The following is a 12,815-nucleotide window of genomic DNA, read 5'->3' as shown; positions in this document are numbered from 1 at the left end:
CAAGCGACAAGCGACAAGCGACAAGCTGCAGGCAAGAGCGAAGAGCCAGTCCCGTCCCCCCTGTAGGAGCGAGCTTGCTCGCGAACCAAACCCGGCACCGTGCCCACCCGGTTCGCGAGCAAGCTCGCTCCTACGAAGAGCCCCGCACATGCTCTTCGCCTGTAGCCTGTAGCCTGTAGCCTGTAGCCTGTAGCCTGTAGCCTGTAGCCTGCCGCTGCTCAATTATTCATCAATCCGCCTTGCGCCAACCCACCCCTTTCCCTAGAATGTCGCCCCTTGCCGTCCGGGCAGGCGTTTACGCGTCCACCCGTCGGCAAGTCAAAAAGACATTCACTCCTTGCCTGACCGCATCGTCGGCAGGCTGCAACCCGTAAGGAGCATTTATGCGTCATTACGAAATCGTGTTCCTGGTTCACCCGGACCAGAGCGAGCAAGTCGGTGGCATGGTCGAGCGTTACACCAAGGTCATCGAAGAAGACGGTGGCAAGGTTCACCGCCTGGAAGACTGGGGCCGTCGTCAACTGGCTTACGCCATCAACAACGTGCACAAGGCTCACTACGTTCTGCTGAACGTCGAGTGCAGCGCCAAGGCCCTGGCCGAGCTGGAAGACAACTTCCGCTACAACGACGCCGTCATCCGTAACCTGGTGATCCGTCGCGACGAAGCCGTTACCGGCCAGTCCGAAATGCTGAAGGCCGAAGAGAGCCGCAACGAGCGCCGCGAGCGCCGTGAGCGTCCCGACGCCAACGAAAACGAGTCCGCTGACGGCGAAGACAGCCGCGACAGCGCCGACGAGTAATCCCGGACCAGTATTGAGGAGCCGATAACATGGCACGTTTCTTCCGTCGTCGTAAGTTCTGCCGTTTCACCGCTGAAGGCGTCAAGGAGATCGATTACAAAGATCTCAACACCCTGAAGGCCTACGTTTCCGAAACCGGCAAGATCGTTCCGAGCCGCATCACCGGCACCAAGGCCAAGTACCAGCGTCAGCTGGCGACCGCCATCAAGCGCGCTCGCTACCTGGCCCTGCTTCCCTACACCGACAGCCACGGCCGTTGATCGGGCAGTCGACGTAGCTTTGATGGATAGATCGCATGCGCGCATTGGCTGAATTCGTCATGCGAGGCCGCATGCAGGCGACCCTGGTGGTCGTCGCAGCCGCGGTACTGCAGCCGTTCTTCTGGCTCGGTGCCGCCGCCGGCAGCCTGGTGCTGCTGCGCCGTGGAGCCAGCGATGCCATTGGCATCCTGGCCTGGGCGCTGCTCCCGGCCCTGGCCTGGTGGTACCTGGGCGACCCCACGGTCACCCTGGTGATGCTGGGTTCGGCGGCCCTGGCGCAGGTGTTGCGCACCAGCATGTCCTGGAATCGGGTCATGCTGGCCAGCGTGGTGTTGGGCGTGTTCTTCGTGCTGCTGTTGAGCACGGTGTCCGCCGGCCTGGTTGCAGGCCTGGCGGAGGCGTTTGGCAAGGTGCTGCCGCAGGTGCTGTCGGAAGCGAAGCTTTCGGCGGACCAGCAGGCCGAGCTGCAAGCGGGGTTGGTCCCGGCCATTACCGGCCTGCTGGCCGCCTCGTTGCAGTTGATCAGCCTGTTGTGCCTGATGCTGGCGCGCTACTGGCAAGCGGCGCTGTACAACCCGCAAGGGTTCGGCCGCGAGTTCCGCGCGCTGCGCCTGGCGCCGCCGGTGGCCATCGCGCTGCTGCTGGGCGTGCTGGTGGTGCCGTTGCTGGGCCCGCAGTTCGCCGTGGTGGCGCCGCTGTGCACCGTGCCGCTGCTGTTGGCCGGGCTCGCGCTCGGCCACGGGCTGGTCGCGCTGAAACGCCTGCCGGGGTTCTGGCTGGTGCTGTTGTACGGCCTGGCGCTGGTGCTGGGGAATGTGATCTGTCTGGTTGCTGTCGTCGATAGTCTGTTTGATTTTCGTGGTCGCCTGGTACGTCGCCAGGGCTCCACGAACGGTGAAGGTTAAAAGTTAAGAGGTAAGACTCAAATGGAAGTCATCCTGCTGGAAAAGATCGCCAAACTGGGCAACCTGGGCGACAAACTGAACGTCAAGGGCGGCTACGCCCGTAACTACCTGCTGCCGCAGGGCAAGGCCACCGCCGCCACCCCGGCCAACGTCGCTGCTTTCGAAGAGCGCCGCGCCGAGCTGGAAAAGGCTGCCGCCGCGAAGAAGGCTGACGCCGAAGCTCGCGCCGCCCAGCTGGCCGAACTGATCGTCACCATCGGCGCCCACGCCGGCGACGAAGGCAAGCTGTTCGGTTCGATCGGCACCCGCGACATCGCCGAAGCGGTTTCCGCTGCCGGCTACCCGCTGGAAAAGGCCGAAGTGCGCCTGCCCAACGGTGCCCTGCGCACCGTCGGCGAATACGACATCGAAGTGCAACTGCACACCGACGTCGAAGCGACCCTGCACGTGGTCGTCGTCGCCGAGTAAGCGATCCGTCGCTGCGACGCCGTGCACACCTTGCGTGGACGCGGCAGTTCGCTAACATCGGGCACGGTACCGCCGAGCGGTATCGTGCCCTTTGTTTTTCTGCTGCCCCCTGATTCCTTTACGCCGAGCCCATGAACGACATCACCGTCCCCGAGCAGTACGACCTGCAAACGGCATCCCTCAAGGTGCCGCCGCATTCGATCGAAGCCGAGCAGGCGGTGCTGGGTGGCCTGATGCTCGACAACAACGCCTGGGAACGGGTCTCGGACGCGGTGTCCGATGGCGACTTCTACCGCCACGACCACCGGCTGATCTTCCGCGCGGTGTACAAGCTCGCCGAGAGCAGCCAGCCGATCGACGTGGTGACGCTCTCCGAACTGCTGGAGCGCGAAGGCCAGCTGGCCCAGGTCGGCGGCCTGGCCTACCTGGCGGAACTGGCGAAGAACACCCCGTCGGTGGCGAACATCAAGGCCTATGCGCAGATCATTCGCGAGCGCGCCACCCTGCGCCAGCTGATCGGCATCAGCAGCGACATCGCCGACAGCGCCTTCAACCCCGAAGGCCGCAGCGCCAACGAGGTGCTCGACGAGGCCGAGCGGCGCATCTTCGAGATCGCCGAGGCGCGACCGAAGACCGGCGGCCCGGTAGGCATCGGCGACATCCTGGTGAAGACGATCGACCGGATCGATCACCTGTTCAACACCAACGACGCCTTCACCGGCATCTCCACCGGCTTCACCGACCTCGACGAGAAGACCAGCGGCCTGCAGCCGGCCGACCTGGTCATCGTCGCCGGCCGTCCGTCCATGGGCAAGACCACCTTCGCCATGAACCTGGTGGAGAACGCGGTGCTGCGCACCGACAAGGTGGTGCTGGTGTATTCCCTGGAGATGCCCTCGGACTCGATCGTGATGCGTATGCTCTCGTCCCTGGGCCGCATCGACCAGACCAAGGTGCGTTCGGGCAAGCTCGACGACGACGACTGGCCGCGCCTGACCTCGGCGGTCAACCTGCTCAACGAACGCAAGCTGTTCATCGACGACACCGCCGGCATCTCGCCCTCGGAAATGCGCGCGCGCACCCGGCGCCTGGCCCGCGAGCACGGCGAGATCGCCCTGATCATGGTCGACTACCTGCAACTGATGCAGATCCCCGGCTCCTCCGGCGACAACCGCACCAACGAGATCTCCGAGATCTCCCGCTCGCTCAAGGCCCTGGCCAAGGAATTCAACTGCCCGGTGGTGGCGCTGTCGCAGCTCAACCGCTCCCTGGAACAGCGCCCCAACAAGCGCCCGGTGAACTCCGACTTGCGCGAATCCGGCGCCATCGAGCAGGACGCCGACGTGATCATGTTCGTCTACCGCGACGAGGTGTACCACCCGGAGACCGAGTTCAAGGGCGTCGCCGAAATCATCATCGGCAAGCAGCGTAACGGCCCCATCGGCACCGTGCGTCTGGCTTTCCTCGGACGCTTCACGCGCTTCGAGAACCTCGCCCCGGGGATGTACAACTTCGAAGACGAATAACGCCCCCTGCGGGGAGCGCCGTGTTTTTGTAGGAGCGGGCCCTGCCCGCGATTCGCGCGCAGGGCGCGCTCCTACAGGTGAATGCCGCGGGTGGCGTGGCGTAGGAGCGGATCTCATCCGCGATCCGCGCCGAAACCTCCAGCCATCGCGGACAAGGTCCGCTCCTGCGCCCATGTTTTCCTGCTGCTGCGGCGGCGGGGCGGTTATGCTCCTCGTTCTGCTCAGCTTGTAGCTCGGGACCCCCATGCGCCCCCTCATCGCCCATATCGATCTCTCCGCCATCCAGCACAACTACGCCCTGGCCAAGCGCTGCGCGCCGGGCCGCGAGGCGTTTGCCGTGGTCAAGGCCAATGCCTACGGGCATGGCGTGCGCGAGGTGGTGACCGCGCTGCATGACGACGCCGACGGCTTCGCCGTGGCCTGCCTGGAGGAGGCCGCCGAGGTCCGGGCGCTGCACGGCACCGCGCGCATCCTGCTGCTGGAGGGCTGCTTCGAGCCGAGCGAGTGCCTGGTGGCTTCGCAACTGCGCCTGGACATCGCCGTGCAGGGGCCGGAGCAACTGGCGACGCTGCTGGCCAGCAGCCTGCCGCGTCCGCTCAACGTCTGGCTCAAGCTGGATTCGGGCATGCACCGCCTGGGCTTCTCCGCCCAGGCCCTGCGCGCGGTCTTCCCGACCCTGCGCGGCGCCGCGCAGGTCGCCGAGCTGAACCTGATGAGCCACTTCGCCTGTGCCGACGAGCGCGGCCACACGCTCACCGAAGAGCAGCTGGAATGCTTCCTCGGCCTGCTCGACCTGGACTTCGACCAGCGCTCGCTGGCCAACTCCGCCGCCGTGCTGAGCATCCCGGCGGCGCACATGGATTGGATCCGCCCCGGCATCATGCTCTACGGCGCCTCGCCCTTCGCCGACCTGGGCGCGGCCGAGATGGGCCTGCGCCCGGCCATGAGCCTGCACGCGCAGGTGATGGCCATCCGCGAGGTGGCGGTGGGCGAGAGCGTCGGCTATGGCGCCACCTGGGTGGCCGGACGGCCATCGCGCATCGGCACTGTCAGCTGCGGCTACGCCGACGGCTACCCGCGCCATGCGCCCAGCGGCACGCCGGTGCTGGTCGACGGCCGCCGCGCGCCGCTGGCCGGACGTGTCTCCATGGACATGCTGGCGGTGGACCTCACCGACCTGCCCGACGTGGCCGTCGGCGCCCCGGTGGAACTCTGGGGCGCGCAGTTGCCGGTGGACGAGGTGGCCACCAACGCCGGGAGCATCGGCTACGAACTGCTGACCAAGGTCACCGCGCGGGTGCCGCGGCGCTACCGCTAGCCGTGGTCGCCCATGCGCTCGCGCAGCTTGCGCAGCGCCGGCGACTCGCCGCCGCTGGCCTCGATGCAGAACTCGGCGTAGGCCTGCTCCAGCTCGCGGTATTGCTGCAGGCCCTGCTCGGTGAACAGGTAGCGCCCGGGAATGTCGCGCCACTGCACCGGCGCCTCCAGGCTGCCGGCCTCGGCGCGGCGGAGCAGGTCCTCGAGCTCGCGCTGCAACTGCCCGACGGCCGGGTCGCACGCCAGGTGCTGCCGCAGGCTCGCCCGCAATGCCCGGGCCTTGGCTTTTAGGGTGTCGGCGTGCATCGCTTCTCCGGTCATTGGTGGCGATTGCCTAGACCAGCCGGTCCGAAGTCTTCAGCGTCTCCAGCCAGAAGTCGCCGTTGCCGCCGTCCTCCCCGGCCAGCGCATAGCTGGCCCGGCCGCTGCCTTTGACCTGGTACAGCGCCTGGTCGGCGGCCTTGTACAGCTTGGCGAACTGCAGGGCGTGGCGCGGGTAGATGGCCACGCCGATGCTCGGGGTGATGCTCAGCTCCAGGCGGTCGAACTGCACCGGCCGCGACAGCTCGCTGAGCAGGCGCACGGCGATCTCCCGGGCGTGGCCTTCGGCGTCGGGGCCGGACACCAGCGCGGCGAACTCGTCGCCGCCCAGGCGCGCCACGCAGTCGCTGGAGCGCACGCACTGGCGCAGGCGGTGGCCGACGTGCTGGAGCATGAAGTCGCCGGCGTCGTGGCCGTGGCTGTCGTTGATCGGCTTGAAGTGGTCTAGGTCGATCAGCATCAGCGCCAGGCTCTCGCCGTGCTGCTGGGCGTGCTGCAGCGCCTGCTCGGCATGCTCCACCAGGTAGCGGCGGTTGGGCAGCCCGGTGAGCGGGTCGTTGTGCGCGGCATGGCGCAGCTGGGCCTCGCGCTCCAGCAGCAGGCGGTTGCTCTGCGTCAGCTCGGCGGTGCGCGCGGCCACGGCCTGTGCCAGGTCGTTCTGCGCGCTCTGCAGCAGGGTCATGCGCGCGCTCTTCTCGCGGTTGGCCTGCTCCAGGGCCTGGGCCTTCTCGCGCTTGAGTTCCTGGATGCGCGAGGTCAGGGCGAAGGAGAACAGGATGGACTCCATGGCCACCGATACCGGGAACAGGTAGGCGGTGGTCGGCGACGGCTGCACCACGCCCAGGGCGCGCATCACCGAGATGCTCACGCTGGACAGCACCAGGCCGAAGCCCACCAGGTACAGGCGCGCCGGCAGGGAGCCCTGCAGCGAGCGGGTGATGGCCGCGCCGAGCGCCGCCGGGATGCCGACGAAGGTGGTGGTGGCCAGCACCCAGCCGGCCTCGGAGCGGCCGACGAAGACGTTGAGCAGCACCGAGGCGACGTACAGCAGGCAGTTCAGCGTCAGCAGGTGGTGCGCCCAGGGCACGTTGCGGCGGGTCTGCAGCAGCGTCTGGGTGAAGCGGGTGACGCACAGGCCCCACAGCGAGGGCAGGGTGATGCGGTTCAGCCACCAGGGCACCGCGGCGTCCGGCCAGAGCAGCTCGAAGGCGTGGCCGGTCATGCCCATGCTGAACAGCAGGGCGAAGCCGGTGGTGAGCACGTACCAGAAGTAGGCGCGGTCGCGCAGGCTGACCAGGATGAACAGGTTGTACAGCAGCAGCGCGGCGATCAGCCCGTAGACGCCGCCGAGGAACAGGTTGGTCTCGGCACGGTGGTCCTGCAGGTCGTCCTGCGACCAGATGCGCAGCGGGAAGGAGTTGCCGGCCGGGTCCAGGCTGCGCAGGTACAGGCGCAGCGGGCCTTCGCCGGCGGGCAGGTGGAACACCGGGCGGCGGTAGCTGCGGTCGCGGCCTTCGGCGAAGGGCACCGCCTCGCCCGAGCGCAGCTCGCGGTAGCCGCCCCGGCCGTCGGGCAGGTACAGGCGCAGGTCGAGCAGGTTGACCGCGTCCACCTCCAGCCACCAGCCGCCGGGCGGGGTGGCCTGGCGCTCGAGGTCCAGGCGCAGCCACCAGGGGTTGGGGCTCTGGCCGACGCTGGTGCGGCCCTTGGCGGGCACGAAGGCAGCGTCCCGTTCGCGCGCCTGTTGCAGGTCCAGGCGCGCGCCCGGGTCTTCCAGCAGCATCAGGCCATCGTTCAGCCAGCGCCCGCTGGCCCGTTCGTCGAGTACCAGGGGCTGGGCCGCGGCGCTGGCGCAACCGAGCAGGAGAAACAACAGACACCACAGATGACGCACGGCTGACACTCCCTGTTCCCGGCCGCTGCGGCCAAGCCTGTTGATACGGTGGAGCGAGTATAGCCAGTTGCCATCGCGGCGGCGCCGCCAATCGTCCCCGTCCGGCGGTCGTCCGGCACCGGGAAAAACCCCAGCGTCCCGGTCGGAATTGTTCACTTTTTGTGCTATATTCCGCGCCCGCGATTTTGCGACCCTATTCCTAGAGATACCCCGGTGCCCGTGATGCAAGCCGCCAAGCCGCTGTTCGACTATCCCAAGTTCTGGGCCGAGTGTTTCGGCCCGGCGCCCTTCCTGCCGATGAGCCGGGCGGAGATGGATCAGCTGGGCTGGGATTCCTGCGACATCATCATCGTCACCGGCGACGCCTACGTCGACCATCCGTCCTTCGGCATGGCCATCATCGGCCGCCTGCTGGAAGCCCAGGGCTTCCGCGTGGGCATCATCGCCCAGCCCGACTGGCAGTCGAAGGACGACTTCATGAAGCTGGGCAAGCCGAACCTGTTCTTCGGCGTGGCCGCCGGCAACATGGACTCGATGATCAACCGCTACACCGCCGACCGGAAGATCCGCTCCGACGACGCCTACACCCCCGGCGGCAATGCCGGCAAGCGCCCGGACCGCGCCAGCATGGTCTACAGCCAGCGCTGCCGCGAGGCGTACAAGGGCGTGCCGATCGTGCTCGGCGGCATCGAGGCCTCGCTGCGCCGCATCGCCCACTACGACTACTGGCAGGACAAGGTCCGCCATTCCATCCTGATGGACGCCAAGGCCGACATCCTGCTGTTCGGCAACGCCGAGCGCGCCGTGGTGGAAGTGGCCCAGCGGCTGTCGGCCGGCGAGCCGATCGAAGCGATCACCGACGTGCGCGGCACCGCCTTCGTGCGCCGCGACACCCCCGAGGGCTGGTTCGAGCTGGACTCCACGCGCATCGACCGCCCGGGCAAGATCGACAAGATCATCAACCCCTACGTCAACACCCAGGACACCGCCGCCTGCGCCATCGAGCAGGACAAGGGCCCGCAGGAAGACCCCAACGAAGCCAAGGTGGTGCAGTTGCTGCCCAACCCCAGGCTGACCCGCGAGCACACCGTTATCCGCCTGCCGTCCTTCGAGAAGGTGAAGAACGACCCGGTGCTCTACGCCCACGCCAACCGCGTGCTGCACCTGGAGACCAACCCCGGCAACGCCCGGGCCATGGTGCAGCGCCACGGCGAGACCGACGTGTGGTTCAACCCGCCGCCCATCCCGCTGACCACCGAGGAAATGGACTACGTCTTCGGTCTGCAGTACGCCCGCGTGCCGCACCCGGCCTACGGCGGCGAGAAGATTCCGGCCTACGAGATGATCCGTTTCTCGGTGAACATCATGCGTGGCTGCTTCGGCGGCTGCACCTTCTGCTCCATCACCGAGCACGAGGGGCGGATCATCCAGAACCGCTCGGAAGACTCGATCATCCGCGAGATCGAGGAGATCCGCGACAAGGTGCCGGGCTTCACCGGGGTGATCTCCGACCTCGGCGGGCCGACCGCCAACATGTACCGCATCGCTTGCAAGGACCCGGAGATCGAGAAGCACTGCCGCAAGCCGTCGTGCGTGTTCCCCGGCATCTGCGACAACCTCAACACCGACCACTCCTCGTTGATCCAGCTGTACCGCCGCGCCCGCGACCTGCCGGGGGTGAAGAAGATCCTCATCGCCTCGGGCCTGCGCTACGACCTGGCGGTGGAGTCGCCGGAGTACGTCCGCGAGCTGGTCACGCACCACGTCGGCGGCTACCTGAAGATCGCCCCGGAGCACACCGAGCAGGGCCCGCTGTCGAAGATGATGAAGCCGGGCATCGGTAGCTACGACCGCTTCAAGCAGATGTTCGAGAAGTTCTCGAAGGAGGCGGGCAAGGAGCAGTACCTGATCCCGTACTTCATCGCCGCGCACCCGGGCACCACCGACGAGGACATGATGAACCTCGCCCTGTGGCTCAAGCGCAACGGCTTCCGCGCCGACCAGGTGCAGGCCTTCTATCCCTCGCCGATGGCCACCGCCACGGCCATGTACCACTCGGGCAAGAACCCGCTGCGCAAGGTCACCTACAAGAGCGAGGGCGTGAACATCGTCAAGGGCGAGCGTCACCGCCGCCTGCACAAGGCCTTCCTGCGCTGGCACGACCCGAACAACTGGCCGATGCTGCGCGAGGCGCTCAAGGACATGGGCCGCGCCGACCTGATCGGCAACGGCAAGCACCAGCTGATCCCCACCCACCAGCCCGACGGCGACGGCGGCTACCAGAGCGCCCGGCGCAAGAACTCCACGCCGGTGGGCAGCAAGAAGACCGGCAAGCCGCTGCTGACCCAGCACACCGGCCTGCCGCCGCGCGCCAGCGACGGCTCGCGCCCGTGGAACAAGGACGAGGAGGGCAAGGCCGCGGCCTACGCCAAGGGCAAGAAGCGCACCACCAAGCGCCAGCCGAACATACCGCGCTGAGAAGCATGACCGACGACGGGGCCGCAAGGCCCCGTTTTCATTTCCCGGGCTGCTTTCGTAGGAGCGAGCTTGCTCGCGAACCGTGCCTCCCGGAGGCTTTGGGGGTTGGGCTGTAGAGCGCCCTCTCCCTAACCCTCTCCCTGAAGGGAGAGGGGACCGTTCGGTGCGCGTTGGTATTCCTGAGTCAGCCGGCTAGCGCAGAGATTGCCGGCTGAAACCAGGCCATTTCTCGGCACGGACAAGCCCCCTCTCCCTTCAGGGAGAGGGCTGGGGAGAGGGGGCGGAGGTCGGTCTGATACCAGCGTATCCGGGAAACGCCGTTCGCGAGCAAGCTCGCTCCTACAGGGAGACGACTGCACCCGGTCTATTCACAGAAACATTTTGGTACTATAGTTCCAAAATCATAAAAACAAGACCGGAGACCCCCGCCATGCGTCGCGCCGCCCTGTCCCTCCTCAGCCTCGCCGTGCTCCTGGCCGCCTGCGGCGAGCAGGACAAACCCACCGCCGCGGTCAGCGCGGACTTCCAGAAAGACCTGCAGGCCCGGCTGATCAAGGCCAAGCCCGGCGAGGTCATCGCGATCCCCGCCGGCACCTACCACCTCGATCGCGGCCTCAGCCTCAAGGTGGACGGCATCACCATTCGCGGCGACGGCATGGACAAGACCATCCTCAGCTTCCGCAACCAGAAGGCTGGCGCCGAAGGCCTGCTGGTGGACGCCTCGGACTTCACCATCGAGAACCTGGCCATCGAGGACAGCAAGGGCGACGCGCTCAAGGTCCTGGGCGGGAAGAACATCGTCATCCGCAACGTGCGCACCGAATGGACCAACGGCCCGGCCACCGAGAACGGCGCCTACGGCCTGTACCCGGTGCAGACCGAGAACGTACTGCTGGAAGGCAACGTGGCCATAGGCGCGTCCGACGCCGGCATCTACGTCGGCCAGTCGCGCAACGTGGTGGTGCGCAACAACCGCGCCGAGCGCAACGTCGCCGGCATCGAGATCGAGAACACCATCGGCGCCGACGTCTACGACAACGTGGCCACCGGCAACACCGGCGGCATCCTCGTCTTCAACATGCCCAACCTGCAGCAGCCGGGGCGTGGCAGCCGGGTGTTCAACAACGACGTGCAGGGCAACAACCACGACAACTTCGGCCACAAGGGCACGCCGGTGGCCAGCGTCCCGGCCGGTTCCGGGGTGGTGGTGAACTCCAACGACGACGTGGAGATCTTCGACAACAGGATCGGCGACCACAAGACCGCCAACGTCATCATCAGCAGCTACTACAGCACCAACTACTCGGACAAGGCGACGCAGCCGAACTTCGACCCCTACCCCGAGGGCATCTACATCCACGGCAACACCTTCGGCCCCGGCGGCGACAGCCCCGACCACCTGGAGCTGAAGGCGCTGAAGATCGCCAAGTTCGGCCTGAACGGGCGCCTGCCGGACATCCTCTGGGACGGCTACGTGAACCAGAAGAAGCTGGTCGACGGCAAGCTGCCGGACGACCTGGCCATCTGCATCGACAACGGCGACGCCGGCATCGTCAACGTCGACGGGCCCAACGGCTACAAGAACATCAGTACCGACATGAGTGGCCACCGCTGCAAGCTCAAGCCGCTGCCGAAGATCGAACAGGCCGGCCTGGGCGAGAAGGGGGGCAAGGCATGACGCGAGCCGCCTGCGCCTGGCTGTCGCTCGCCCTGGCCGTCGCGCTGGCCGGGTGCGGGCAGGAGGCGAAGCCGCGCTACCAGCCCGAGGGCGACGACTACCCGCAGGTCCTCAGCGGCTGGGGCATGCTGCGCCTGGGCGAGGGCCACCTGAAGCCTGCCGCCGAGGTGCTGCCCTACGACCTCAACACTCCGTTGTTCACCGACTACGCGCACAAGCTGCGCACGGTGTGGATGCCCGAAGGGCAGGCGGCGAAATACGCCGACGACCACTTCGACTACCCGCTGGGCACGGTGCTGACCAAGACCTTCTACTACCCCACCGACGGCCAGGGCCAGTTGCTGGAGAACGCCCAGGACGACCGCGACCCGCAGCAGGGCCTGGACCTGGCGAAGGTGCGCCTGGTCGAGACCCGCGTGCTGGTGAAGCAGAAGGACGGCTGGACGGCGCTGCCCTACGTGTGGGACGCCGAGCAGAAGGAAGCCCGCCTGGAGCTGGCCGGCGACAGCCAGGCCCTGGAGCTGCGGGATGCAGCCGGGCAGAAGGTGGCCTTCACCTACATGGTGCCGGACGCCAACCAGTGCTCCGAGTGCCACGCCGAGACCAAGGGCGCCGGCATCGCCCCGCTGGGGCCCAAGGCCCGGCACCTGAACAAGGACTTCGCCTACGCCGAAGGCAGCGACAACCAGCTGCGCCATTGGCAGGCGCGCGGTTTCCTGCAAGGCCTGCCGGAACTGGCGCAGGTGCCGCAGAACGCCCTGTGGGGCCACCCGCGCGAAGGCGAGAGTCTGGAGAAGCAGGCGCGCAGCTACCTCGACGCCAACTGCGGCCACTGCCACAACCCCAAGGGCGCGGCGCGTACCTCGGGCCTGTACCTCGACGCCCACGCCGAGCTGGGGGTGAACTACGGCTTCTGCAAGCAACCGGTGGCGGCCGGCGGCGGCACCGGCGGGCGCCGCGAGGACATCCACCCGGGGCACCCGGAGCTGTCGGTGCTGACCTATCGCGTCGGCAGCGACAAGCCCGGGGAGATGATGCCCGAGCTGGGGCGCGCGCTGGTGCACAAGGAAGGGCTGGAGGTGCTGGAGCGCTGGATCGCTTCGTTGCCGGGGAGTTGTAGCTGACGCCGGAGCTTCCATGCGACGTCGGTGCGTGGGGGACTCCGCTC

General features: G+C 67.2%; 11 protein-coding genes. 9 read left to right on the top strand and 2 right to left on the bottom strand.

Annotated elements, in window-relative coordinates; translation table 11 throughout:
• Nucleotides 1-383: 383 nt before the first annotated feature.
• The 6 genes from rpsF to alr all read left to right on the top strand — a co-directional run bounded on the left by rpsF (nucleotide 384) and on the right by alr (nucleotide 5,277).
• Nucleotides 384-800: a 30S ribosomal protein S6 gene (gene rpsF, locus DK254_RS25135; RefSeq protein WP_074983333.1), complete on the top strand. Its 417-nt coding sequence runs from the start codon at nucleotides 384-386 to the stop codon at nucleotides 798-800.
• Nucleotides 801-829: 29 nt separating this feature from the next.
• Nucleotides 830-1,060: a 30S ribosomal protein S18 gene (gene rpsR, locus DK254_RS25130; RefSeq protein ID WP_003095634.1), complete on the top strand. Its 231-nt coding sequence runs from the start codon at nucleotides 830-832 to the stop codon at nucleotides 1,058-1,060.
• Between the two features lie 35 nt (nucleotides 1,061-1,095).
• Entirely contained in the window at nucleotides 1,096-1,965 is an 870-nt protein-coding gene (locus DK254_RS25125; RefSeq protein WP_109936001.1) for a hypothetical protein, read from the top strand.
• A 21-nt stretch (nucleotides 1,966-1,986) separates the two neighbouring features.
• Nucleotides 1,987-2,433 carry a 50S ribosomal protein L9 gene (rplI, locus tag DK254_RS25120; RefSeq protein WP_009613455.1) on the top strand — a complete coding sequence of 149 codons (447 nt, stop codon included), beginning with the start codon at nucleotides 1,987-1,989 and terminating at the stop codon, nucleotides 2,431-2,433.
• A 131-nt stretch (nucleotides 2,434-2,564) separates the two neighbouring features.
• Nucleotides 2,565-3,959 (top strand): replicative DNA helicase, encoded by a 1,395-nt coding sequence (gene dnaB, locus DK254_RS25115; protein ID WP_109936000.1) that lies wholly within the window; start codon nucleotides 2,565-2,567, stop codon nucleotides 3,957-3,959.
• Between the two features lie 244 nt (nucleotides 3,960-4,203).
• A complete protein-coding gene (alr, locus tag DK254_RS25110; protein WP_109935999.1) occupies nucleotides 4,204-5,277 on the top strand; it encodes an alanine racemase in 1,074 nt (357 codons plus the stop codon).
• Here the strand turns inward: alr and DK254_RS25105 are convergent.
• Both DK254_RS25105 and DK254_RS25100 read right to left on the bottom strand, forming a co-directional pair.
• The gene (locus DK254_RS25105) at nucleotides 5,274-5,582 is read right to left on the bottom strand and encodes a hypothetical protein (protein ID WP_109935998.1); all 309 of its coding nucleotides are present in this window, start codon (nucleotides 5,580-5,582) and stop codon (nucleotides 5,274-5,276) included. The two genes, alr and DK254_RS25105, sit on opposite strands and share 4 nt — an antisense overlap.
• A gap of 28 nt (nucleotides 5,583-5,610) precedes the next feature.
• The gene (locus tag DK254_RS25100) at nucleotides 5,611-7,491 is read right to left on the bottom strand and encodes a diguanylate cyclase (RefSeq protein WP_109935997.1); all 1,881 of its coding nucleotides are present in this window, start codon (nucleotides 7,489-7,491) and stop codon (nucleotides 5,611-5,613) included.
• A gap of 222 nt (nucleotides 7,492-7,713) precedes the next feature.
• On the opposite strand from DK254_RS25100, the gene DK254_RS25095 reads away from it, so the two are divergent.
• The 3 genes from DK254_RS25095 (at nucleotide 7,714) to DK254_RS25085 (ending at nucleotide 12,771) form a co-directional block, all read left to right on the top strand.
• The gene (locus tag DK254_RS25095; protein ID WP_109935996.1) at nucleotides 7,714-9,969 is read left to right on the top strand and encodes a YgiQ family radical SAM protein; all 2,256 of its coding nucleotides are present in this window, start codon (nucleotides 7,714-7,716) and stop codon (nucleotides 9,967-9,969) included.
• 430 nt (nucleotides 9,970-10,399) lie between these two features.
• A complete protein-coding gene (locus DK254_RS25090; RefSeq protein ID WP_109935995.1) occupies nucleotides 10,400-11,647 on the top strand; it encodes a parallel beta-helix domain-containing protein in 1,248 nt (415 codons plus the stop codon).
• On the top strand, nucleotides 11,644-12,771 hold the full coding sequence (locus tag DK254_RS25085) for an SO2930 family diheme c-type cytochrome (protein ID WP_109935994.1): 1,128 nt from the start codon (nucleotides 11,644-11,646) through the stop codon (nucleotides 12,769-12,771). The genes DK254_RS25090 and DK254_RS25085 overlap by 4 nt, the downstream gene beginning before the upstream one ends.
• Nucleotides 12,772-12,815: the final 44 nt, after the last annotated feature.

This window comes from Pseudomonas sp. RW407 (assembly GCF_003176655.1).
In the GTDB taxonomy this organism is placed as follows: Bacteria; Pseudomonadota; Gammaproteobacteria; order Pseudomonadales; family Pseudomonadaceae; genus Pseudomonas; species Pseudomonas delhiensis.
This window is presented reverse-complemented; position numbering and strand designations above follow the sequence as displayed.

Bases quoted from the DNA above. Each gene is read 5' to 3' on its own strand.
- rpsR (WP_003095634.1), top strand. From the start codon at position 830: ATGGCACGTTTCTTCCGTCGTCGTAAGTTCTGCCGTTTCACCGCTGAA.
- rpsF (WP_074983333.1), top strand. From the start codon at position 384: ATGCGTCATTACGAAATCGTGTTCCTGGTTCACCCGGACCAGAGCGAG.
- DK254_RS25105 (WP_109935998.1), bottom strand. From the start codon at position 5,582: ATGCACGCCGACACCCTAAAAGCCAAGGCCCGGGCATTGCGGGCGAGC.
- DK254_RS25125 (WP_109936001.1), top strand. From the start codon at position 1,096: ATGCGCGCATTGGCTGAATTCGTCATGCGAGGCCGCATGCAGGCGACC.
- alr (WP_109935999.1), top strand. From the start codon at position 4,204: ATGCGCCCCCTCATCGCCCATATCGATCTCTCCGCCATCCAGCACAAC.
- DK254_RS25095 (WP_109935996.1), top strand. From the start codon at position 7,714: ATGCAAGCCGCCAAGCCGCTGTTCGACTATCCCAAGTTCTGGGCCGAG.
- DK254_RS25090 (WP_109935995.1), top strand. From the start codon at position 10,400: ATGCGTCGCGCCGCCCTGTCCCTCCTCAGCCTCGCCGTGCTCCTGGCC.
- dnaB (WP_109936000.1), top strand. From the start codon at position 2,565: ATGAACGACATCACCGTCCCCGAGCAGTACGACCTGCAAACGGCATCC.
- rplI (WP_009613455.1), top strand. From the start codon at position 1,987: ATGGAAGTCATCCTGCTGGAAAAGATCGCCAAACTGGGCAACCTGGGC.
- DK254_RS25085 (WP_109935994.1), top strand. From the start codon at position 11,644: ATGACGCGAGCCGCCTGCGCCTGGCTGTCGCTCGCCCTGGCCGTCGCG.